This is a genomic window from Bacillus sp. FS02, from assembly GCF_024398395.1.
GTDB lineage: Bacteria > Bacillota > Bacilli > Bacillales > Bacillaceae > Bacillus > Bacillus altitudinis.
Window position 1 is genome coordinate 17136 of sequence record NZ_CP074101.1, and the last position, 23273, is coordinate 40408.

General features: G+C 42.9%; 18 protein-coding genes and 1 pseudogene. 13 read left to right on the forward strand and 6 right to left on the reverse strand.

The window, feature by feature from the left end; translation table 11 throughout:
• Positions 1 to 53 precede the first annotated feature (53 nt).
• Positions 54 to 806 (reverse strand): DeoR/GlpR family DNA-binding transcription regulator, encoded by a 753-nt coding sequence (locus KFQ09_RS00095; RefSeq protein WP_017359514.1) that lies wholly within the window; start codon positions 804 to 806, stop codon positions 54 to 56.
• Between the two features lie 90 nt (positions 807 to 896).
• On the opposite strand from KFQ09_RS00095, the gene KFQ09_RS00100 reads away from it, so the two are divergent.
• From KFQ09_RS00100 to KFQ09_RS00145, 10 genes and pseudogenes are all read left to right on the forward strand, one after another.
• Positions 897 to 1784 carry a tyrosine-protein phosphatase gene (locus KFQ09_RS00100; RefSeq protein WP_370648307.1) on the forward strand — a complete coding sequence of 296 codons (888 nt, stop codon included), beginning with the start codon at positions 897 to 899 and terminating at the stop codon, positions 1782 to 1784.
• A 24-nt stretch (positions 1785 to 1808) separates the two neighbouring features.
• The gene (locus KFQ09_RS00105; RefSeq protein WP_249855737.1) at positions 1809 to 3344 is read left to right on the forward strand and encodes a glycoside hydrolase family 10-like protein; all 1536 of its coding nucleotides are present in this window, start codon (positions 1809 to 1811) and stop codon (positions 3342 to 3344) included.
• A 159-nt stretch (positions 3345 to 3503) separates the two neighbouring features.
• Positions 3504 to 4646 carry an acyl-CoA dehydrogenase family protein gene (locus KFQ09_RS00110; protein WP_255835905.1) on the forward strand — a complete coding sequence of 381 codons (1143 nt, stop codon included), beginning with the start codon at positions 3504 to 3506 and terminating at the stop codon, positions 4644 to 4646.
• Between the two features lie 42 nt (positions 4647 to 4688).
• Complete coding sequence (locus KFQ09_RS00115; protein ID WP_254506466.1) at positions 4689 to 6326, forward strand: AMP-binding protein; 1638 nt, start codon at positions 4689 to 4691, stop codon at positions 6324 to 6326.
• Positions 6327 to 6334: 8 nt separating this feature from the next.
• Positions 6335 to 7684 carry an acetyl-CoA carboxylase biotin carboxylase subunit gene (locus tag KFQ09_RS00120; protein WP_255835906.1) on the forward strand — a complete coding sequence of 450 codons (1350 nt, stop codon included), beginning with the start codon at positions 6335 to 6337 and terminating at the stop codon, positions 7682 to 7684.
• Positions 7681 to 7896 (forward strand): acetyl-CoA carboxylase biotin carboxyl carrier protein subunit, encoded by a 216-nt coding sequence (locus KFQ09_RS00125; protein WP_008346646.1) that lies wholly within the window; start codon positions 7681 to 7683, stop codon positions 7894 to 7896. The genes KFQ09_RS00120 and KFQ09_RS00125 overlap by 4 nt, the downstream gene beginning before the upstream one ends.
• Positions 7897 to 7908: 12 nt before the next feature.
• On the forward strand, positions 7909 to 8814 hold the full coding sequence (locus KFQ09_RS00130) for a hydroxymethylglutaryl-CoA lyase (protein WP_136944307.1): 906 nt from the start codon (positions 7909 to 7911) through the stop codon (positions 8812 to 8814).
• 15 nt (positions 8815 to 8829) lie between these two features.
• Complete coding sequence (locus tag KFQ09_RS00135; protein ID WP_255835907.1) at positions 8830 to 9612, forward strand: enoyl-CoA hydratase; 783 nt, start codon at positions 8830 to 8832, stop codon at positions 9610 to 9612.
• Between the two features lie 18 nt (positions 9613 to 9630).
• Complete coding sequence (locus KFQ09_RS00140; RefSeq protein WP_255835908.1) at positions 9631 to 11154, forward strand: acyl-CoA carboxylase subunit beta; 1524 nt, start codon at positions 9631 to 9633, stop codon at positions 11152 to 11154.
• Between the two features lie 14 nt (positions 11155 to 11168).
• A pseudogene (locus KFQ09_RS00145) lies at positions 11169 to 13102 on the forward strand (AMP-binding protein).
• Between the two features lie 127 nt (positions 13103 to 13229).
• On the opposite strand, the gene KFQ09_RS00150 reads toward KFQ09_RS00145, so the two are convergent.
• The 4 genes from KFQ09_RS00150 to KFQ09_RS00165 form a co-directional block, all read right to left on the reverse strand.
• Positions 13230 to 14582, reverse strand: coding sequence for an IS1182 family transposase (locus KFQ09_RS00150; protein ID WP_255835909.1), 1353 nt, complete (start codon positions 14580 to 14582; stop codon positions 13230 to 13232).
• Positions 14583 to 14708: 126 nt separating this feature from the next.
• A complete protein-coding gene (gene cysI, locus KFQ09_RS00155; protein WP_041092788.1) occupies positions 14709 to 16427 on the reverse strand; it encodes an assimilatory sulfite reductase (NADPH) hemoprotein subunit in 1719 nt (572 codons plus the stop codon).
• A 33-nt stretch (positions 16428 to 16460) separates the two neighbouring features.
• Positions 16461 to 18272 (reverse strand): assimilatory sulfite reductase (NADPH) flavoprotein subunit, encoded by a 1812-nt coding sequence (locus KFQ09_RS00160; protein WP_041092786.1) that lies wholly within the window; start codon positions 18270 to 18272, stop codon positions 16461 to 16463.
• A gap of 213 nt (positions 18273 to 18485) precedes the next feature.
• Positions 18486 to 19913, reverse strand: coding sequence for an aldehyde dehydrogenase family protein (locus KFQ09_RS00165; RefSeq protein WP_255835910.1), 1428 nt, complete (start codon positions 19911 to 19913; stop codon positions 18486 to 18488).
• 212 nt (positions 19914 to 20125) lie between these two features.
• On the opposite strand from KFQ09_RS00165, the gene KFQ09_RS00170 reads away from it, so the two are divergent.
• The 3 genes from KFQ09_RS00170 to KFQ09_RS00180 are packed head-to-tail and all read left to right on the forward strand — an operon-like array spanning position 20126 to position 21758.
• Entirely contained in the window at positions 20126 to 20551 is a 426-nt protein-coding gene (locus KFQ09_RS00170; RefSeq protein WP_008343684.1) for a DMT family transporter, read from the forward strand.
• A gap of 13 nt (positions 20552 to 20564) precedes the next feature.
• Entirely contained in the window at positions 20565 to 21251 is a 687-nt protein-coding gene (locus tag KFQ09_RS00175; protein WP_135008811.1) for a Crp/Fnr family transcriptional regulator, read from the forward strand.
• Positions 21252 to 21272: 21 nt separating this feature from the next.
• Positions 21273 to 21758 carry a DMT family transporter gene (locus KFQ09_RS00180; protein WP_024718278.1) on the forward strand — a complete coding sequence of 162 codons (486 nt, stop codon included), beginning with the start codon at positions 21273 to 21275 and terminating at the stop codon, positions 21756 to 21758.
• A gap of 12 nt (positions 21759 to 21770) precedes the next feature.
• On the opposite strand, the gene KFQ09_RS00185 is transcribed toward KFQ09_RS00180, so the two are convergent.
• The gene (locus KFQ09_RS00185) at positions 21771 to 23177 is read right to left on the reverse strand and encodes a phospholipase D-like domain-containing protein (protein ID WP_203144368.1); all 1407 of its coding nucleotides are present in this window, start codon (positions 23175 to 23177) and stop codon (positions 21771 to 21773) included.
• Positions 23178 to 23273 lie beyond the last annotated feature (96 nt).

The following is a 23273-nucleotide window of genomic DNA, read 5'->3' on the forward strand; positions in this document are numbered from 1 at the left end:
TTTGCGCATAAGAAAAAAGCCAACACATTGACGCTTGGCTTTTTCGCTCTGGACTAAGGCGTGACAAATTTCACATCATGCTCTTTTCCATATTGAAGGTAATCTTCATTTGGTTGTTCATTCGTCACGACGATGTCTATGTCTTTTAAGTCACAAAACGTGGTCAAGGCATAATGGTCGAACTTACTATCATCGACTAATAAAAAGGTTTTGGCGTTTTTTTCAACGAGCGTTTTTTTAATATCTGTCTCAAGCGGGGAGGAATTCGTGACGCCATGATCAATGGATAAACCCGTTGATGCAATAAATGCTTTATTGACATTGTATGCTTTTAGACGCTCAACACTTTGATAACCAACGAAAGAATTTGTTTTTCGTTCTAGCATACCGCCGGTTGAAAAGATGGTGAGGTGTTCATAAGGCATAGCCTGTGTAATGAAATCCACGTTATTTGTCACAACGGTAATCCGTTTCTCCTTCAAATAGGGAAGCATCTCCAGTGTCGTTGTACCAGAATCAACAAAAATCATATCACCATGTTCAACAAAAGCAGCGGCAGCCTGTCCGATCAATTGTTTTTTACTCAGCTGACGAGTCTTTCGCTCCTGATACACCACCAATGTTGAGTGATTCACAGCGACGCCGCCGTACACTTTCTTTAGCACGCCGGATTCTACCAATGCTTGTACATCTCGGCGTATGGTGTTTTTTGAGACGCCAAAATGCGTCACAAGCTCATCAAGAGAGGCAGATTCCCGGTCAAATACATACTCTTTTATTTGCTGAATACGTTTTGTTTTTATCATGCTACAATCTCCAATCAATACGAATATGCTGATTCTATTATAACAATAATTCCACGTAAAAGATGTCACTGATCAACATGGGAGAATCGAATGATCTTTTTCTCTTATCTTTTCTCATTTTTCATAAAAGCGTATGATAGAGAAAAGAGGATAGAAAGGATTTTCACTTCTATGAATCAACACAACATACAATTTTCAAAGCTTGCAAATTTTAGAGAAGTAGGGGGACTCCAAACAACGGATCAGATGGTCATCAAACAAGGAATGATTTATCGGTCTGCCGATTTATCACGTCTCACGAAGCAAGACATATTGACGTTCTCAACACTTGGAATTCAAACGATTTGTGACCTGCGTACAAGCTCAGAACGAAAATCACACCCGCCAAAGATCATGGAACATGACAAAATTGTTCATATCCCTATGCAGCCTGACAGCATGATGCCTAGCAAATGGACCATGTTTCGTATGCTGATAGCAGAAGGAAAATCTCTATCCTTTACACCGATCATGAAAGAAGTATATCAAAGCATGCTCTATGAGCGAAAAAAAGAGATTCAGCAATTGTTTACATTACTGTCCGATGAAAAAAATTATCCGCTTATGCTTCACTGTACAAGCGGAAAGGACCGTACAGGCTTTTTATCTGCTCTTATTCAATTAGCAGCGGGTGTGCCGGTGCATACCGTTTTAAGTGAATACATGCGTTCCAATGAAGGCGTGAAAATGCTAGTGAAAAGACAAGAACGATTTGTTCGCATGATGAGTTTATATCGGGTGTCAAAAGAACAAATTCAGCCCCTGCTCGGTGTGCAGCAAAATTATCTTGAAGATGTACTGAATGAGATGATGGATACATACGGAAATGCAGAGCGGTATTTAGTAGAAGCCTGCGACGTCCCTAAAGCTCAGCTGCTTAAAGTAAAAAACATCTTGCTTACACCATCTGCTGGCATTCCATCACAAAACGCAGAATAAACTTAATATGAGGTGATGCAAAACATGCTGAAAAAGATCAGTATGACGGTTCTGACACTAGTTTTCATGGGTGTCTTCTTATTGATTCCGTCTAGCAGTCTAGCTCGTTCGATGCCAAAAGGGAAGCTTGAGAGCACAAGAGAGATGCGTGCAGTGTGGGTCGCATCAGTTTATAACTTAGATTGGCCTTCAAAGAAAGGACTGCCCGCAGATGAGCAGAAACAAGAGTTCATTCAACTGTTAGACGATATCAAAGCGATGAATATGAACGCCGTCATCATGCAAATTAAACCAACAGCAGATGCCTTTTATCCATCGAAATTCGGGCCATGGTCTGAATATTTGACTGGTACACAAGGGAAAGACCCTGGATATGACCCGCTTGAATTTATGATAGAAGAAGCACATAAACGCGGTCTTGAATTTCATGCTTGGTTTAACCCTTATCGAATCACCATGAATCATACCGATCTCAACCGGTTATCAGACGATCATCCTGCAAAAGCACACCCTGAGTGGACCATCGCCTACGGAAATCAGCTTTACTTTAATCCAGGCATTCCTGATGCTCAGGACTTCATTGTTGACGGGATAGAGGAAGTAGTGAAAAACTACGATATTGATGCGGTGCATATGGATGATTATTTTTACCCGAATAAAATCGCTGGTGTGCCATTTCCAGATCAAGAAACGTATGAAACTTACGGGAAGAAGTTCACTCATATAGAAGATTGGCGAAGGGATAATGTGAACGAGCTAGTGAAGCAGATCAATAACACCATTAAGAAAGAAAAACCGTATGTGAAATTTGGTATTAGCCCATTTGGTGTATGGCGCAACATAAAAGATGACCCAACCGGTTCAAACACAACTGCAGGGATGACCAATTATGATGATTTGTATGCTGATACAAGAGAGTGGATACAGCAGCACCATATTGATTATATCACCCCGCAAATTTATTGGAGTATTGGCTTTCAGCCCGCTGCCTATGATGTGCTGACGAAATGGTGGTCAAATGAAGTGAAGGGGCAGCCTGTTCACTTGTACATTGGCCAAGCGACGTATAAAATCAATCAAAACAGTGATCCTGCTTGGTCTGATCCAGAGGAGTATTTTCGCCAGATCGAGCTGAACAGGCAGTCACAGCTCGTACAAGGAAGCATGCATTTTAGTCTGAAAGATATCAATCGGAATCCCTTGAATGTAAAGAAACGATTAATAGAAGAAACCTATAGCAAACCAGCTCTCATACCAGAGATGCCATGGCTTCATCAAAAAGCGCCAAAAAAACCAATCATCCAATCTGTGAAAAAGACAGAGGATGGCGCAGTTTTACAGATACAAAATGATCCGCGCTCTAGTGCATCCTATTATGCAGTCTATCGATTGTCGAATAAAGGGACATACGAATTTGTGCAAACGGTCAGAAAAGAAACAGGTTCCTTCACACAAACGAAAGACATTTTAGCCAATCAAAAGAAGAGCTATACCTATAAAGTGACGGCACTCAATCGCCTTCATCATGAAAGCAAACCTTCTACAAAAACAGTAAAATAACAAAGACAGCATAAATGAGGGTTTTCCTCCATTTATGCTTTTTTGCTTTCTCTATTTTTCTACTATTTTTATTTTAATTTTCTGAATTCAATCAAGCTTGGCATGAAGCAGCTATTTCAATAATAAATATGATAGAAAAGCGCCAAAGGGGGAAGCACAATGGATTTTGAATTAACGAAAGAGCAGCAAATGATCCGTCAGATGGTCAAAGAATTTGCAAAAACAGAAATTGCACCGCACGCTCAAACTGTTGATGAACAGGCAGCATTTCCCGTAAAAACATTTCAAAAAATGGGGGAGCTCGGTTTTATGGGTATACCCTTTCCAGAGAAATATGGAGGATCTGGAGGAGATACGATCTCGTATGCACTGGCAGTCGAGGAAATTGGAAAACAGTGTGCGAGTACAGGTTTAAGTTATGCCGCAGCGGTTTCCTTAGGCGCAAGTCCACTTTATTACTTCGGGACGGAGGAGCAAAAGATGGACCATCTTGTTCCATTAGCCTCTGGAACAGCGCTTGGCTCCTTCGGATTAACAGAACCAAACGCTGGATCAGATGCAAAAGGAACAAAAACAAAAGCCATTCAAGACGGACAAGAATATGTCATCAGTGGGGAAAAGTGCTGGATCACAAATGCCAATTATGCCAGAACGATTATTGTCACCGCTGTAACAGATCATGATGAAAACCGACGTCCAATCATCTCCGCCTTTATTGTGGAGAAAGGACAAAAGGGACTGTCGATTACAAACCCATATGACAAAATGGGAGTTCGTGGTTCAGATACGGCTGAAATCATTTTAGACGAAGTGCGTGTACCAGCGCATCATATATTAGGAGACAAATCGAAAGGATTCAAGCAATTTTTATATACATTAGACGGCGGACGAATTTCCATTGCAGCCTTATCTGTCGGAATTGCGCAAGCTGCACTTGATGCTTCACTTTCCTATGCAAAAGAAAGAAAACAATTTGGTCAGACGCTCTCATCCTTCCAGGCCATTCAGTTTAAGCTGGCGGATATGGCGATGCAAATAGAGCTTGCAAGACAAATGGTCTGGAAAGCCGCTTGGCTGAAAGATCAAGGCAAACCATTTACAAAAGAAGCGGCCTATGCCAAACTGTTTGCTTCAGAAATGGCCACAAAAGCAAGTCTTGATGCGGTCCAAATTCATGGAGGAACAGGCTATATGAAAGAATGCGGTGTTGAACGGCTTGTGAGAGATGCCAAGCTCATGGAAATCGGAGAAGGAACCTCTGAAATTCAGCGGCTCGTGATCGCAAGACAGCTGTTAGCGTAACACCTTAATGAAAACGCTTACTACACATGAGGGAGGAAAGCAATGATGTCGATTCACCCGCAAACGATTGGCTCCCTATTAAGAGAAAAAAAAGAACAGCACCCAGCACATGAAGCCATTGTTTACCCAGAACGTTCTTTACGTTATTCGTACGAAGCGTTTTATCGAGAGGTCAAGGCAACAGGTAAAGGTCTCATGGCATTAGGGGTTAAAAAGGGAGATCACATCGCCATTATGGCACCAAATATACCTGAATGGCTCATTCTTCAATTCGCCTGCGCCTCCATTGGTGCTGTTCTTGTCACTGTGAATACCAATTTTCAATCACAGGAACTCGCCTATTTACTCAAGCATTCTGATAGCAAAATGTTGTTTATTGTAGACGGCTTTAAAGAAACGTCCTATGTCAACATGCTTGAAGAGCTGATTCCAGAAATTCAAACCGCTCATCAAGAGGAGATCACTTCCACACAATTTCCTTATTTAAAAAGATGTATCTATATCGGTCAGCATGTACCAAACGGCATGCTCAGCTGGGATCGTCTTCAAGTGGCTGCCAAAAGAACCGAAGATCATGAATGGGAGAAGCGAATGAATGAGCTCACGCCTGATGACGTTATTAATATGCAGTACACTTCAGGCACAACCGGCTATCCAAAGGGCGTTATGCTCAGCCACACAAACATCGTCTGTAATGCGAGTCAGATCGCAGATTGTATGAAATTAACAGAGCAGGACCGTATGTGTATCCCAGTACCGTTTTTTCATTGCTTCGGCTCTGTTCTTGGTGTACTTGCTTGTCTCACAAAAGGGGGAACGATCATTCCACTTGAATCATTCCATCCAGAACGAGTCCTTCAAACAGTAGAAAAAGAAAAATGCACGGTTCTTCACGGTGTACCAACCATGTTCATCGCAGAGCTCGATCATCCAAATTTCCACTCCTATGACCTGTCCACATTACGAACGGGGATTATGGCCGGTTCACTCTGCCCATCCCACGTCATGAAAGCAGTCATTGAAAAAATGGGACTGAGAGAGCTCACGATTGCCTATGGTCAAACCGAAAGTTCACCCGTCATTACCCAAACAAGAACCGATGATTCGTTTGAAAGACGCGTTCAAACGGTCGGGCGTGCGCTTCCTCAAATTGAAGTCAAAATTGCTTTACCAGGGACATCAGAAGAAGTGCCAAGAGGACAGCAAGGGGAGCTTTGTACAAGAGGTTACCATGTCATGAAAGGCTATTATAAAAACGAAGAAGCAACAAATGAAGTCATTGATGAGGACGGATGGCTTCATACAGGGGATTTAGCTGAGATGGATCATGACGGTTATGTGAAAATCACAGGCCGGCTCAAAGATATGATCATCAGAGGTGGAGAGAATGTGTACCCAAAAGAGATTGAGGATGTCCTATACACTCATCCTGCCATTCTTGACGCACAGGTCGTTGGTATTCCTGACGAGACATACGGTGAGGAAGCAGCCGCATTCATTCGGCTGAAACAAGGGAAGTCGGTCTCAATTGAGACATTAACGAGCTATTGTCAGTCGCAAATGGCACGCTACAAAATCCCGAAATACTTTTTCATTACAGATGAGTACCCAATGACCGCCTCAGGCAAAATTCAGAAATTCCGCTTGAAAAAGCAGGCGCTTGATCTAATAAAGGAGTGAAGGCAGCGATGTTTGAACAAGTATTGATCGCCAATCGAGGCGAAATTGCCCGTAGAGTGATTCGGACATGTAAACGGCTCGGAATCAAAACCGTTGCCGTTTATTCAGAGGCTGATCAGCATGCACTTCATGTGCAAGAAGCAGACAGCGCCTATTATATCGGCGGCGCTAAAGTTTCTGAAAGCTATTTAAACATGGAAGCGATCATTAAGGTTGCCAAACAAACAAATGCTGATGCTATCCACCCAGGGTATGGTCTTTTATCAGAAAATGCGGCATTTGCTGAGCGTTGCCGGAGCGAAGGCATTGCCTTTATTGGACCATCTGCACAAGTCATTCAGCAGATGGGAAATAAAATTGAAGCGAGAAAAACGATGGAACAAGCGGGCATTCCAATCGTTCCTGGTGTTTCAGCCCCACTACATGATGCAGACGAAGGGGTTCATAAAGCACAGACACTCGGCTATCCCATTATGCTAAAAGCATCGAGCGGCGGCGGCGGGATTGGTATGCAGCTCGTCCGCAACGACGAAGAGCTGCATCGAGCGTTTGAAGGAAATCAAAAAAGAGCACAAAGTTTCTTTCAAGACGGTACTTTATACATGGAAAAGGTGATTGAACACGCACGGCACATCGAAATTCAAGTTCTTTTTGATTCGTTCGGTCACGGCGTTCACTTATTTGAAAGAGATTGTTCACTCCAAAGAAGACATCAGAAAATTGTTGAAGAGGCACCAGCCGTCTGTCTTGAAGAAACGGTGAGACAGCAAATGGGACAGATGGCCGTCAAAGCTGCCAAAGCGATTGGGTATGAAAATGCGGGCACGATTGAATGTTTAGTCGATCAAAACCAGCAATTTTATTTCTTAGAAATGAACACGAGATTGCAAGTAGAACACCCTGTCACAGAAGAAATTACCGGGATTGATCTTGTCGAGGAGCAGCTGAAAGTTGCCGCATTAGAGCCCCTGTCCTTCAGTCAAAAGGATATTCATCAAATTGGGCATGCGATTGAAGTTAGAATATACGCTGAAGACCCTGTGACATTTTACCCTTCGCCAGGCACGATCACTCGGCTTTCTACACCTGATGCCCCATATATCCGTCATGAGTCAAGCGTCACGAGCGGAAGTGTCATTACCCCATTTTACGATCCAATGATTGCGAAAATGATTGTGTACGGTGATACTCGAAAACTCGCCATAGAACGATTAAAAGCAGCATTACAAGCATATGAAATAGAAGGGATCAAAACCAATGTACCGCTTTTAAAGGAAATGGCCGAATCAACTGCCTTTTTACATGGCAGCATCACAACCGATTATCTGATGAAAAAAAGGGAGGAAAACCGTTCATGAAAACTGTCACGATACAAATGGCCGGAAACTTATGGAAGCTTCTTGTGAAACAGGGTGATGACGTGCAAAAAGGACAGGAAGTCGCCATCTTAGAATCGATGAAAATGGAGATTCCCATTGTTGCAGAAGAAGCAGGTGTGATCAGTAAAGTGTATAAGGCGGAGGGGGACTTTGTTGACGAGGGAGAGGTACTTTTGGAGCTGACAGAATAGGGGGAAAGCCGCATGGCATTACCAAAAAACGTGCTCATTAGAGAGGTCGGCCCGCGCGATGGCCTGCAAAATGAATCCGTTTGGCTGGACACAATGGAGAAGCGAACATGGATCCATTTACTCGAAGAAGCCCATCTTCCTTATATTGAAGTCACCTCATTTGTTCATCCGAAATGGGTTCCAGCCTTAAAAGACGCCAAAGAATTAGCCCAATCATTAAACAAAAAAGATAATATCACCTATGCCGCACTCATCCCAAATGAAAAAGGATTAGCTCATTTTTTTGAAGCAAACCTTGAGGTAGGGGCTATGTTTATCTCAGCGAGTGAGACACATAACAAAAAGAATATGAATCGATCTATACAGGAAACACTGCCTGTGATCAAACAAATGACAGCCGATTTAAAAGCAGAAGGACGGCAAACGCGGGCCTATATTTCAACCGTGTTTGGATGTCCTTATGAAAAACAAGTGCCGATGGACCAAGTGTTGCGATTAACGGAACAGCTGCTCTCCTTCGGCATTGATGAAATATCACTCGGGGATACCATTGGGGAAGCCCATCCGCTACAAGTAGAAAGACGGTTAGACCTTTTACTTGAACGCTTTCCTGCTGATAAAATCGCACTTCATTTTCATGATACGAAAGGAATGGGGCTTGCCAATATTTATACAGCATTAAAAGCCGGCATCACCATATTTGATGCCTCTAGCGGGGGGCTTGGCGGCTGTCCTTATGCACCTGGCTCCAGCGGAAACGTGGCGACAGAAGACGTGGTGCACATGCTTCACAAACTCGGGATCGAAACAAATGTCGACCTCCCTCGCTTGATTAAAGCGGCTGAATGGATTGAAGCAAAAGTGGATCGAACCCTGCCAAGTCACTGTTTACGCGCTTTTCAGTCTCACACTACTTGATAAAGGGTGAATCACATGACTTCATTGGTCCATTTTTCAATACAAGATGATCACATTGGCATCATGACCTTAAACAGACCAGCACAAGCCAATGCTCTATCAGCTGCTATGCTAGAGGAAATCAATCAAACGATTCAAGAAATCAAACATGATGAAAACATCCGCTGTTTGCTCATGACAGGAGCTGGCGCTAAAGTTTTTTGCGCAGGAGCAGACTTAAAAGAACGGCGATTGATGACAGAACAAGAAGCCAAAGAAGCTGTTCTGACCATTCAGCAAACCTTTACAGACATTGAATCTTTGCCTGTTCCTGTCATTGCCGTGATAAACGGACACGCACTTGGCGGAGGTCTTGAGCTCGCGCTCGCCTGTGATCTCCGCATCGCAAAAGCGGGTGCAGCGCTCGGCCTGCCGGAAACAGGACTAGCTATCCTGCCGGGAGCAGGGGGCACACAAAGACTTCCGCGCCTGATCGGACCCGGGAAAGCGAAAGAAATGATCTTCACAGGCACTTCTTTACGAGCAGAAGAAGCCGTTAAAATCGGACTGATTGAACGTATCTCTACAGTCGATTCACTGATGAATGATGCTATCACATTCGCAAAACAAATCACCAAGAATGGACCGATTGCTTTAAAAGAAGCAAAACAAGCCATTCAATCCAGCCTTGATCACGATTTACAAACAGGGCTGACGAAAGAATACGAAGCCTATCTGCGGCTAATTCATACAGAAGATCGACTAGAAGGTCTCAAGGCTTTTCAAGAAAAACGAACGCCTCATTACATTGGCAAATAGTAAGAAAGGGGAATGTTTATGATCGAAGAATATGAATTAAATAAACAACGAATTGAAAAGGGCGGGGCAGAACGCTACCATCAAAAAAACAAAGAAAAAGGAAAATTATTTGTCCGTGATCGGCTTCATTTGTTATTAGATGAGGATTCTTTCATTGAAGATGCCATGTTTGCAGAGTGCAAAGATGAACATTTACCAGCAGATGGTGTCGTCACAGGAACCGGGCGTATGAATGGGCAGACTGTTTGTGTCATGGCAAACGACTCTACGGTTAAAGCAGGATCGTGGGGCGTCAAAACAGTAGAAAAAATCATTCGAATTCAAGAAACGGCCGAGAAGCTCAATTGTCCAATGCTGTATTTAGTCGATTCTGCTGGTGCAAGAATCACCGATCAAATCGCCATGTTTCCAGGCAGAAGAGGAGCAGGGCGCATTTTTTATAACCAAGTCAAGCTGTCTGGACGCATTCCTCAAATTTGTTTACTATTCGGTCCTTCTGCTGCCGGTGGTGCGTATATCCCTGCTTTTTGTGACATTGTCGTCATGGTCGAAGGAAATGCATCCATGTATTTAGGGTCGCCGCGAATGGCTGAAATGGTGATCGGTGAAAAAGTATCACTTGAGGAAATGGGCGGTGCGAAAATGCATTGTAGCATTTCTGGATGCGGAGATATATTAGCCGAAACAGAGGAAGAGGCCATTCAAATTGCACGTGATTATTTAACCTATATGCCTGCCAACTATATGGAAAAACCAAAAATGACAGCAGCAAAAGCACCTAAACCATCTAACATCACCATCCAAGACTTAATTCCTAAAGGCCAGAATACCCCATTTGATATGTATCAACTCATCGATTTACTGATTGATGAAGGGTCATTTTTTGAAATCAAAAAACTGTTTGCCGCAGAGTTAATCACCGGCTTTGGCAGAATGAACGGTCAGCCTATCGGTCTCATTGCCAATCAGCCAAGGGTCAAAGGCGGCGTATTATTCCACGACTCAGCTGATAAAGCCGCCAAGTTTATTCAGCTCTGTGATGCCTTTCATATCCCGCTGCTCTTTCTCGCGGACATACCAGGATTTATGATTGGAACAAAAGTGGAACAAGCCGGCATTATTCGTCATGGGGCAAAAATGATCTCCGCTATGTCAGAGGCGACCGTTCCGAAAATATCCGTCATCGTCCGTAAAGCATACGGAGCAGGATTATATGCAATGGCAGGCCCTGCTTTTGAGCCAGACTGCTGTCTCGCTCTTCCATCGGCGCAAATCGCTGTGATGGGTCCAGAAGCCGCTGTAAATGCCGTCTATGCAAATAAAATTGCAGAACTCCCGCCCGAAGAGAGGGCTTCATTTATACAAGAGAAGCGGAAGGAATACCAGGAAGATATGAATATCTATGAGCTTGCCTCTGAAATGATTGTCGATGGCATCATCCCATTTGACCGTCTAAGAACGGAACTTTGTCATAGATTAGTAGCCTATTCATCGAAAGACATGACATTTACGAAACGAAAACATCCGGTCTATCCGGTCTAAAGGGGGCAGATCTCATGATCAACCTGAAACCAGAATGGATACCGGAAGAAAAGCAGAGCCAAAAAACACGTTTGCATCAGTGGATGAAATCTCTTGGTTTTTCTACGTATGACTCATTCTATCAAGCCAGTATTGATCGCACAGACTGGTTTTGGAGAGAAGCGGAGAAGGCGGTCGGCATTCAGTGGAAAAAACCATATGAAGCGGCATTAGGTCACCACTCATTGATGTGGCCGAAATGGTATCAGGGCGGCACACTTAACATCACCGAAACGGCTGTGGACAAATGGGCAGAAAAAGAAGAGACGAAGCATCGGCCCGCCATCATTTGGAGCAATGAAGCCGGTGAAGAAAAGAAATGGTCATTTCTCGAACTTCAAGAGAAAGTGAGCCGTCTTGCAGCTGGCTTTTTGAAAGAAGGACTTCAAAAAGGGATGTAGCCATCATCTATATGCCAATGCTTCCAGAAACGGTCGCCGTCATGCTTGCCTTTGCAAAGATTGGTGTGATTTTCAGCCCAGTCTTCTCAGGCTATGGAAGCGAGCCACTCGCTGTACGCATTCGTGCGTCAGGCGCATCCATAGTCGTCACAGCGAATGAAATGATGCGGCGAGGGAAAACGATCAACATGCGGGAATGTGTGGCTAATGCCATCAACAAAACCACAACTGTGCAAAAAGTGATTGTGCACACTTCCTCTCATACTGGATATCAGGACGATGTATTGCTAAATGATTTGTTAAAAGAACAGCCGATCACCGGCGCGACCTATGTCACAAATGAAGACCCGCTGATGATCTTGTATACGTCAGGCACAACCGGCACACCAAAGGGAGCCGTTCACACACACGCAGGCTTTCCGATAAAGGCAGCTTTTGATGCCGGGCTATGTATGGACGTGGCAAAAGGAGACCGACTGTTTTGGCTGACTGATATGGGCTGGATGATGGGCCCATTCCTCGTCTTTGGTGGCTTGATCAATGGAGCTACCATCGTTTTATATGACGGTGCTCCCGATTATCCAGATGAGCAGCAGCTCTGGTCATTCATCCACGAGAAGAAAGTCACTCATTTTGGGCTTTCCCCTACATTTGTTCGTTCTGCGATGCAGCAAACGATTGATGGGGTCGAACTATCGCATGTCAAAGCCATTATTTCTACTGGGGAGCCGTGGAATGAAGCTCCGTGGCAATGGTTATTTCACACCATTGGTCAAAAGAACATTCCCATCTTAAATTATTCAGGAGGAACCGAGGTTTCTGGTGGCATTGTAGGCAGTACGTTGCTTCGTCCCATCAAACCGATTCTCTTTAATGCGGCGATCTTAGGAATGGCGGCAGATGTATACAATGAAGCTGGGCAAAGCGTGATAAATGAAGTAGGGGAGCTTGTGGTGAAAAAGCCATGGGTCGGCATGACATGTGGTTTTTGGAACGAACCGGAGCGTTATGAAGATACGTATTTCAAACGATTTGATGGTGTATGGACACACGGAGATTGGGTCATGCAAACAGAGGACGGAGAATTCCACATCACCGGCAGATCGGATGATGTCATTAATACAGCAGGGAAACGCATCGGGCCAGCTGAAATTGAATCCATCCTTACCTGGCATCCTGCCGTGCATGAAGCCGCTGTGATTGGGGTAAAGGATGAGGTGAAAGGGGAGGCGCTCGTCTGTTTCATCGTGACCAGTCCGCATGCTTTTGAAGAAGCAGCCCTTATCCAAGAGCTTTCAGCCCATGTTGGTTCACATGCTGGAAAAGCGCTCACACCAAAAGAAGTTCATCTCATTTCAGCTTTGCCGAAAACAAGGAATGGAAAAATTGTACGACGTTTACTTAAAGGGGCGTATGAAGAGAAGCCTTCACCCGATCTATCTTCATTAGACAATCCAGATGTATATAAGAGTCTGACCGAATACTTAAATAAGAAACAGAACAAATAAAAAAGACAGGATAATTCCTGTCTCCAGATTGTAGAGAAACTCATGTTTTTCTACAATCTTTTTTATTTTCACCATCATTATGATAGATGAGATTGAAGGAAAAACATGAAAAAGGCCTCCCACACACCTAGCCTAGCTTTGCTAGGTGTGTGGCAATCTTCTTCATGTTCTGGCAGGCAGCTGTGAGAAGCACTTGCTCACTCACATTTTGTTTTCCCCTCAACCGGCAGTAGCGAAGCCCATGCAGTTGTTTTGAATCTGCAAAGCTTCGCTCTATTTTTTCTTTTCTTTTTTTATATAGCTCTTTTCCAGCGGCAGACAGACGATTTTGCCTAATCTTTTCTTTATATTCCTCCCACACATGTCTCGAGATGACCTTTTGATGATTTTTAGATCTTGTGCAGTTTTCAAGGAAAGGACACGATGTACATTTTTTAGGATCTGATTTGTAGAACCTATAACCTTTTCGATCAGTGGTGGTATATAAAAGCTTTTCACCATTCGGGCATATGTATTGATCTTGTTCAGAATCATACTGAAATTTCCACTTCTCGAATAATCCTCTTGTTGGATGAAAACGTCTATGTGCGATGACACCAAAAATACGGTGATCAGATAAACCTTTACAGATTGGGGTTGTCAAATAAACAGAATCAAGGGCAACTGCGTTTACTTGAAAACCAAATCGTGCGATTTGGTGATCCAATCGTTCAAGATACGGAACGGAATCATGGACATTGCCAGGCGTGACATGGGCATCTGTGATGATATTGTACTTCATATCCGTTGTACGGTGGTCTAGGTAGAAAAAGCCTTCCGGTTTGTTTTCACGATAAAGATAGCCACTTTCAGGATCAGTCGTACTTTGACGAATGTCTTTTTCCGTTTTCACCTCCTCTTTTACCTTTAAGGGCTTTTTTCCGTGTGCCACCCGATCTTCTTGGATCGCTTCTTCTAATTCATTTATATAGTTCTGGGTATCTTGTTCAATCGTTTTTCTTGTATATTTATGTTTATTGGCATTGGCTTTAAGATGAGTGGAGTCAGTAAAAAGAACGCGGCCTCCAACCATATCGTGATTGATGGCTTGAAGAACAATTTCATCGAAAATATCTTGAAAAATCGTTGTATCTTTAAATCGAGTACGACGATTCCAGCTAATGGTCGAGTGATGGGGAACGGGGTCATTGATGTTTAAACCTAAAAACCATCTATACGCCATGTTATAGTAAATTTCTTTTTCAAGTTGTCTTTCAGAACGGATACCGTACAGGTATCCGATAAACATCATTTTGAACAAAATAAGTGGATCAAGTGAGGGACGACCTTTATTCTCACTATAATATGGTTTTACTTTGTCTATGATAAATGAAAAATCAATGTATTGATCAATTTTACGAAGCAGGTGATCTTCTTCGACCAATTGATCTAGCAAAACAAATTCGGCTTCGTGCTGAGAAGAATTTCTAGTGTGGAACATGAGAAAAACACCTTCCTTTAGTATGCTTTTCTCTATTATAAAATGGGGTAGTGGAAAATTTAAGAAAAAAATAAAGCTGTCGAGATTTTCTCGACAGCCTGAAGACAGGATAATTCCTGTCTCTTTTTATTGCACATGAAAATTCGTTCCATCTGTTGTCTCTTTCACAATCCCTGCACGAATGACATAATCGCCGAAATGTTCATTTTCTTCTCGTTCTTTTGCGTAGCGAGGGAGAATAGAGCCAAGTTCTTTTAGAATGTCTTCCTCACCCACATTTTCACGGTATAATTTACTTAATCTGCTGCCATCAAATGCGGCACCGAGATACATATTATACTTACCAGGTGATTTTCCGATAAATCCAATCTCTCCAAGCGCATGACGAGCACAACCATTTGGACAACCAGTCATTCGAATGGTGATTTCTTTATCACTTAATCCGTTTTCTTCAACGATGTCTTCGATTTTATCAATCAATCGTGGAAGGTAGCGCTCTGCTTCAGCCATCGCTAAACCGCAAGTTGGCAAAGAGACACAAGCCATTGAGCTGCGGCGCAGGGCAGAATGCTGCTGGCCGTCTGATAAACCAAACTTCTGAATGAGCTGTTCGATTTGTTTCTTTTTATGAGTTGTCACATTCCCAATGATTAAATTCTGATTGGCGGTTAGACGGAAGTCACCCGTATGCACCTTGGCAATTTCACGGATGCCTGTCATCAGCGGATAATCATCATAATCTGTGATGCGTCCGCCTTCTACAAACATCGTATAATGCCATCTGCCATTAATGCCTTTTACCCAGCCGTAACGGTCACCGTTATGATCAAAGTGATAATCCTTTGCCTCTAAAAGAGTAAACCCAAGACGGCGCTCAAGTTCTTCTTTTACATTCTCAAGACCAAGGCGGTCCACCGTATATTTAAAGCGGGCATTTTTTCGCACGGAACGGTTTCCGTAGTCACGTTGAATGGTGATGACTTGTTTGGCAATTTCTACGACTTGTTCAGGTGTACAAAAGCCGATGACCTTTGCAAGCTGCGGATAAGTCGCTGTATCACCATGCGTCATACCCATTCCGCCGCCAATTGCGACATTAAAACCGACCAGTTGATCGTTTTCGATAATGGCAATGAAGCCTAAATCCTGCGAAAAGACATCAATATCGTTAGCAGGAGGGACCGCCACACCAATTTTGAATTTCCTTGGCAAATAAAGCGGACCATACATCGGTTCAACTTCCTTATCTGGCGTTGCCGCAACCTTTTCCTCATCAAGCCAAATCTCATGATAGGCTCTTGTTTGTGGAAGTAAGTCATCACTTAATTTTTTCGCCAGCTCGTATACATCATGGTGCACTTCTGATTGATAGGGGTTTGAAGTACACATGACATTCCGGTTCACGTCGCCGCAAGCAGCAATTGTATCAAGCATAGTAGAATGAATGTCTTGAATGGTCTTTTTCATATTCCATTTTAAAATACCGTGAAGCTGAAAGGTTTCACGAGTAGTCAGCTTTAACGTACCGTTTCCATATTTGTGAGCAAGCTCATCCATCACAAGCCACTGCTTAGATGTGGCGATTCCGCCAGGCAGACGGACACGCAGCATAAATTGATAGGCAGGCTCAAGCTTTTGTTTTTGCCGTTCATTTCTCAGATCACGATCGTCTTGTAAGTAGCTGCCGTGATGCTTCATCAGACGGTTGTCATCATCCGGAATTCCCGCTGAAATCGGATCAAGCATCACTTCTTTTAACGTACCCCGTAAATAATCACTTTTTTCTTTGATTTCCTCTACGTCGCTCGGAGGTCCATCCGGCGCTGTTAATGCTGTCTTCACCATGTAAGTAAAAGCTCCTTTCTTTCAAGCATCAAATCAATAAACGTCACGCTGATAGCGTTTTTGCTGCTGTAAGTTGGCAAGATAGCTTTCTGCTTTTTCTTTGCTCATCGCACCTTCTTCTTGAATGATGGATAGAAGGGTATTGTGAACATCATGCGCCATATGCTTTTCATCTCCGCAAATATACACGTAAGCACCTTGCTCAAGCCATTCAAATAATTCTTTGCTTTGTTTCTTCATTTGGTGCTGGACATATACTTTTTCCTCAGTATCTCTTGAAAAAGCCACGTCCATTTTCGTTAAGACGCCATCCTTTAACCACTTTTGCCATTCCGTTTGGTATAAGAAATCCGTCACAAAATGCTGATCACCGAAGAATAACCATGACTTTCCGTTTGCACCCATTTCCTCACGCTCCTGCATAAATGAACGGAAAGGGGCGATGCCTGTGCCTGGTCCTACCATAATGATCGGTGTATCTGGATCTTGAGGAAGCTTAAAGTTTTGGTTGTGCTGAATATAAACAGGTAACGTATCACCTGGCTGCAGGCGCTCTGCACATAAAATCGAACAGACACCTTGGCGTTCTCTGCCGTGCGCATCATATCTGACAGCCCCTATCGTCAAATGAACCTCTTCGTCATTTGCTTTGAGACTGCTTGCAATGGAATAAAGGCGTGCAGGGATTTTTCTTAAAATGGACGTGAATTCTGCGGCGGTTCCTTCAAAAGGACCGAAATCACGAGCCGCATCTACTAGGTCCCGGCCTGCGATATATTCTTTCAGTTTTTCTTCGTTTCCTTCTTCTAAAAGGGCATGCAAGGATTCGCTTTTTGTCAGTGCAGCGATCTTTTGAAGAAGTGGTTTTGTTAAAACCGTAATCTCAAAATGCGAGGTGAGTGCTTCTTTTAAAGGGAGAGTGTCTCCGTTTTTATGAACGGTGACGGATTCTTCTGCATTCCATCCGCATGTTTGAATCAGTTCATCGACAAGTGCAGGATTATTTGTCGGGTAAATGCCAAGGCTGTCACCTGGCTCATACACGAGGCCTGATCCTTCAAGAGAAAGCTCTAAGTGACGTGTTTCTTTATTAGATCCACGCCCATTTAGGTTGATATTTTCAAGAACTTCAGCATAAAAAGGATTCGTTCTTGAATATTCAGAAACGGCTTGATTGTTGACTCCCGCTGATTCTTGCGGAATTGATACAGCTTCACCTTCACTCAAAGAGGAGGCAACACCTTGTAGCCATTCTGAAAACGGCTCATCATAATCAAGGTCGCAGTCCACTCGGTCAAAAAGACGTGTGCCGCCAAGCTCTTTGAAGCGTTCGTCAAATTCTTTTCCTGTCTGACAGAAGAATTCGTATGAGCTGTCACCTAATGAAAGGACAGAAAAGCTTAAATGATCGAGCTTTGGCGCACGTCTGCCGTGAACATATTCATGGAACGAAAGGGCATTATCCGGCGGATCTCCTTCGCCATGTGTGCTGACAATGACTAGTAAATTGTTTATTTTTTTCAGATTATTCGGTTTAAAATCGGACATAGAAGAGAGCGTCACTTGAAAGCCTTTGTCTTCAAGATGCTGGGCTGTCTTTTTTGCTAGCCCTTCGGAATTGCCTGTTTGCGACCCATAAAGCACGGTCACATCTTTGCTCACAGGCTGTACAGCTGCTGCGGCAGAAGGCGCCGGAGCGACAACTTCTGAGCCGGCAAGGGTTGCCTGTGCTGATAAATAACCAGTAAGCCAAATTTTTTGCTGTTCTGTTAAAGTCGGAAGCAGCTGATTGAGTAACTCTGCCTGCTCCTGGCTAAACGGACTGTTCAATACATGAAGTTGCAACAATATCCACCTCACAAGGAATATAAACATAGATTAATTCGATAGGAATTATATATATAGGTTCAATTTGAACTTTACCGAAAGTTTGCCATTAAGTAAAATATATAATATTGATTGTCATGATTAAGATTTCTAATGACAAAACACGGATGAATAGGGGAGAGGGCACAAAAAAAGGAAAACGGATCACCGTTTTCCTCTTTTTCGCCTGACTTACGCCGTTGGAAGTCCCATCACAGCTTTCACTTCTAAATATTCCTCGATACCGAAGTCTCCCCATTCTCTTCCGATACCTGATTGCTTAAAGCCTCCAAATGGGGCAAAGTAATCTGTTTCTGCATTGTTAATGGTGATTTGACCGGCACGAATATGTTCAGCGACATATTTTAATGTTTTTTCATCTTGACCAACAACATACCCGGCAAGACCATACACTGTATCGTTGGCGATCTCAAGGGCATGATCGAGGTCTTGATACGTGATCACACTCATGACTGGCCCAAAGATTTCTTCTTGCGCAATGGTCATATCATTTTTCACATTGGTGAAAATGGTATGCTTGGCGAAATATCCTTTATCGATTCCGTCTGGCTTTCCAGTTCCCCCAGCAAGAAGGGTAGCACCTTCTTCGATTCCTTTTTCAATATAAGATTGCACCGTATCCCACTGCTTTTTAGAAACAAGCGGACCAGTAGCGTGATCTTCTCTCGGATCACCAACTGTAAACTTCGGCAGGGCGTTCAGCAGCCCTTTTTCAAACTTGTCTTTCATTGATTCTGGAATCAGCACACGTGTAGCTGCAGAGCATACTTGACCTGTGTTCATTGCAATATGATGAATAGCTGTTTCTGCTGCTTCGTCCACATCTGCATCGTCTAAGACGATAAGAGGGGATTTTCCGCCAAGCTCAAGTGCTACTTTCTTCACATTGTCCGCTGCGTTTTCCATAATTTTAGAGCCGACGGCACCTGATCCTGTAAATGAAACGAAGTCAATATCAGGATGTGAGCTAATGCCGTCACCAATCACGTCACCCGTTCCGTTTACTAAGTTGAAGACTCCTTTCGGTACACCTGCTTCATCAATAATGTCTGCAAGAATCATCGCAGCAAAAGGGGTAATTTCCGCTGGTTTTAAGACAACTGTTGAGCCTGCCGCAATGGCACCCGCAATTTTAAGAGATGTCTGATTCGTCGGGAAGTTCCACGGTGTAATCAATCCACTGACACCAATCGCCTCTTTTATAATCGTATGTCCACCGCGGTCTTCGGTAAATGTATAAGATTTCAGTGCTTCCGCTGCTTTAGAAAAATGTTCATAACCCATTTTGTAATGAACTTCTTCGGACACTTTCAGCGGTGCACCAAGCTCTTTTGTCATCACTTCTACAAGTTCATCCTTGCGTTTTTCGTACCCGCGCACAATGTTTTCCAGCATTTCTACTCGTTCATTTTGAGATGTTTTTGAGAAAGAAGGGAAGGCAGCTCGAGCTGCTTTGACAGCTTGATCTAAATCTTCTTTCGTTCCTAAACTAATGGTGCCAATGACTTCCTCTGTCGCAGGGTTAATGACCTCCGTCGTTTCGTTTCCTGTTGATGCGACCCATTCTCCATTAATAAAGTGTTTCTCTTGATTTCTCATTCTGACATGTCTCCTTTTTATATGTGATTCAATCCAATATTCTGTTTTCAGCTCATATAAAACTGTACCCACTGTGAAAAATCTAAAACGGAGAAACTGCATGAGAAAAAGTTTCTGATATAATACGCAAAGTGGGACATATGTCCTTTTCAACATGAGGGCATCTATCATTTAATGAAACTAGACTGAAAAAAGAAGGAGCTTTTGAACGAATGAAAGGTGTTATTTTTGCATTATTAGGAGGCGCTTGTATTACACTGCAAGGCGTAGCCAACGCCAGAATTAGTCAAGATATCGGGACGTGGCAGGCGGCAACGATCACGCAGCTGACAGGGTTTATCATCTCTCTCGTCATTTTACTCATCGTACGGGATGGCCACTTTAAGGAATACAAAAAAGTGCAGCCTCTTTATTTAATTGGAGGTGCATTTGCAGCCATTATTATCTTTAATGAGGTCACTGCCATTCAAATCATTGGTGTGACACTCACCATCGCTGCTTTACTTATCGCACAGCTTGCGTTTACCTTTGCCATCGATGCAAAAGGATGGTTTGGTGTTCAGAAGAAAAAAATGAAATGGCCCCATTATGCAGGCATCTTTTTAATGATTGCAGGCGTCATCATCTTAAAACTATAAAGGAGGGTATCAGATGGAGGAGCTGCATGATGAATCCCTTTTTTCCTCTTATATGAAGACGCATCAGTTACAGAATGTCTTTCATCAAAAACTCATCTCACATGTGAGCTTGTGGCGCTATCAGCAAGGTGAGCTGATTTGTTCAAAAGGGGATAAAAGGGAGTATATGTACTTGCTGGTGAAAGGAAAATTAAAGATTTTCACCACCACAAAAGAAGGAAAAACATTTATTCTTTGCTTTAAAAACCCTCTTGAAGCGATTGGAGATATTGAATACGTTCAGCAGACAGATATGGTCAATACAGTTGAAGCCGTTACAGAAGTACATATGCTCAGGATTTCTCATCAAGCCCTCATGCGGCATGCAAAGGACGATCCTCGAGTTTTAACCTTTTTACTCAAGGGCATCACAAACAAATTTTATACAAAATCAAATGATTTAAGCTTCCACCTTTTATACCCTGTAGAGGTCAGGCTTGCAAGCTATTTATTGTCTGTTTTAACAGGTGATGATGACGCGCACGCACGCACGCTTCGCCTCACGGATGCAGCGAGCTTAATTGGAACAAGCTACCGCCATATTAATCGGGTCATTCAGCAGTTCCAAGAAAAAGGGCTGATTGAAAGGCGAAGAGGAAAGATTACGATTTGTGATCAACAAGGGCTTTTAGAAATAGCAGAACACAACATTTATGAATAGAAGAAACGAAGGGACTTATATATGATCATAGGAATAATATTAGCTGTCACTGCTGGGGCACTTGTCAGCTTACAAACCATTTTTAATAGTAAAGTCAATGAGCATACAGGCTCTTGGTCAACAACGACGCTAGTTCTAGGAATGGGCTTTATCGCTTCACTTTTAATGGGTCTTTTGTTAGAAGGAACCGGCATGTTTCAATTAAGGCATATGGAAGCCTGGTACTGGATAAGCGGAGCCATCGGGGTAGGCGTTGTCATCTGTCTTGTTCAGAGCATCAAACGTCTCGGTCCCACTTATGGAATCTCGATTGTTCTCACCTCCCAGCTAGGTTGTGCACTTCTATTTGATTCGCTTGGCTGGCTTGGGTTAGAAAAAGTGACATTTTCTTTTACAAAATTATTAGGTGTACTTGTCATTGTGGCAGGAATCCTCGTATTTAAGTTAACCAAGCTTGAACCAGTAGAAGAGGAGCAGTCAAGAGAAAAAGGGCTGCCACAAAAGTAGCTGCCCTTTTATTTAAATCAACCGCCGCCATAAAACCGTTATGGTAGATAAACCAGTTAAAAGGAGCCTTTTCATGAAAGGCTTTTTTTTCTGTCCGTAGTCGCTTGCTTTATATGCTGTCCGATCTTTCGCTACGAGAACACTATAAGCGATTTTTCGTTCCATTGCTTCCGTCAGAGATAACGCAAATGGTGCACTATCAATCACCAAAATCGATTCAGTATTTAAAAAGCTGGATCTTGCATCTAGATTATATGTTCCAATAATACTTAAGTTATCATCAATGACCATTGATTTCGCGTGAATTGAATACGGACCTTGATACTCATACAAATGAACACCTGTTTTCATGAGTTCCTTTTTCGTGCTTAAATATCCTGCAAATGCTAAAGGGTTTGGTGTCGCTGTAAGAGAATTCGTCACGATCGTCGTTTGAATATCACTTGGTAATGGCGTGAGTCCGTCTTTCATTGGCCGTGTCGGTATGACATAAGGCGTCTGGATAAGAACCGAACGCTTTGACCGCTGTGCGAGATCGTTTAACTTTTTCAAGACGAGCGGACGTTTATTTAAGCGTTCCACTGGATTTGTGAAAAATGCAATCTGTTTTGCACGAATGGCGTCTTTTGCCCAATCATATGTGGACATGACAAAGGGTTCTTTTGTACGAATGGCTTCCTGATAAGATCGAAGCAGCTGTTTTCTTAGCTTTTTTCCTTTTTTCGCTTTTGCCTTGGAAAATACATCTTTCGTTCTTTTCGTAAAATCATGATTCCACAAATAAACGAAATACTGTTCCATTTCATCTAATACTTTTCCTTTTTTGGCGTTGTAGAGCAGCACATCTCGGTCATATGCAAAGTCTTTCGGCGGCTGATCTGCAAAGTATTTATCACCAATATTTCTGCCGCCCATGACAGCGACCCTGCCATCTGCCAAAAGAAGCTTATCGTGAAGGCGGTTATGCCACGTCCATGGCTTGAACAAACGAAAAGGCTCATAAAAACGAATGGCCATATTCGGATGATTCGCCACAGCATAACGCAAATGCTTTAGCGGTCCACGCAGGCTATGGCAAATGCCATCTAACAACAGCTGAATTTTTACTCCTCGATCAGCCGCTTCAATTAAAGCACCAAGCACCCATTCGGCGGTTTTTCCTTTTTGAATGGAATAATAACTCAAACGAATGTTCTTTTCAGCCTCTCGAATCATTTGAACTCTCACTTGACCTGATTCAAATCCGTCATCAAGCAGCATGACTTGATTTATGCCTTGGTCGTCTCCTGAGATAGAAGAGGCTTTATAGATGCAATGTTCTTTACATGTTTTTTGAAACGGTAAATAAAACAAGACAAATGCGGTCAAAAATACATACACCACATATAAAAGGATCAGAAAAAACAAGAATTGAAGCACAGTGATCAACTCCTTTCACACAAACCGTTCTTTTTCTTAGTTTATGTTAAAAACAAAATTTCACTCATCCAGCTTTCCCAATGAAAAATACAGGAT

What these genes read in the sequence shown, in the direction of transcription:
- KFQ09_RS00095 (WP_017359514.1), bottom strand. Translation starts at nt 806, where the DNA reads ATGATAAAAACAAAACGTATTCAGCAAATAAAAGAGTATGTATTTGAC.
- KFQ09_RS00100 (WP_370648307.1), top strand. Translation starts at nt 897, where the DNA reads ATGATCTTTTTCTCTTATCTTTTCTCATTTTTCATAAAAGCGTATGAT.
- KFQ09_RS00105 (WP_249855737.1), top strand. Translation starts at nt 1,809, where the DNA reads ATGCTGAAAAAGATCAGTATGACGGTTCTGACACTAGTTTTCATGGGT.
- KFQ09_RS00110 (WP_255835905.1), top strand. Translation starts at nt 3,504, where the DNA reads ATGGATTTTGAATTAACGAAAGAGCAGCAAATGATCCGTCAGATGGTC.
- KFQ09_RS00115 (WP_254506466.1), top strand. Translation starts at nt 4,689, where the DNA reads ATGATGTCGATTCACCCGCAAACGATTGGCTCCCTATTAAGAGAAAAA.
- KFQ09_RS00120 (WP_255835906.1), top strand. Translation starts at nt 6,335, where the DNA reads ATGTTTGAACAAGTATTGATCGCCAATCGAGGCGAAATTGCCCGTAGA.
- KFQ09_RS00125 (WP_008346646.1), top strand. Translation starts at nt 7,681, where the DNA reads ATGAAAACTGTCACGATACAAATGGCCGGAAACTTATGGAAGCTTCTT.
- KFQ09_RS00130 (WP_136944307.1), top strand. Translation starts at nt 7,909, where the DNA reads ATGGCATTACCAAAAAACGTGCTCATTAGAGAGGTCGGCCCGCGCGAT.
- KFQ09_RS00135 (WP_255835907.1), top strand. Translation starts at nt 8,830, where the DNA reads ATGACTTCATTGGTCCATTTTTCAATACAAGATGATCACATTGGCATC.
- KFQ09_RS00140 (WP_255835908.1), top strand. Translation starts at nt 9,631, where the DNA reads ATGATCGAAGAATATGAATTAAATAAACAACGAATTGAAAAGGGCGGG.
- KFQ09_RS00150 (WP_255835909.1), bottom strand. Translation starts at nt 14,582, where the DNA reads ATGTTCCACACTAGAAATTCTTCTCAGCACGAAGCCGAATTTGTTTTG.
- cysI (WP_041092788.1), bottom strand. Translation starts at nt 16,427, where the DNA reads ATGGTGAAGACAGCATTAACAGCGCCGGATGGACCTCCGAGCGACGTA.
- KFQ09_RS00165 (WP_255835910.1), bottom strand. Translation starts at nt 19,913, where the DNA reads ATGAGAAATCAAGAGAAACACTTTATTAATGGAGAATGGGTCGCATCA.
- KFQ09_RS00170 (WP_008343684.1), top strand. Translation starts at nt 20,126, where the DNA reads ATGAAAGGTGTTATTTTTGCATTATTAGGAGGCGCTTGTATTACACTG.
- KFQ09_RS00175 (WP_135008811.1), top strand. Translation starts at nt 20,565, where the DNA reads ATGGAGGAGCTGCATGATGAATCCCTTTTTTCCTCTTATATGAAGACG.
- KFQ09_RS00180 (WP_024718278.1), top strand. Translation starts at nt 21,273, where the DNA reads ATGATCATAGGAATAATATTAGCTGTCACTGCTGGGGCACTTGTCAGC.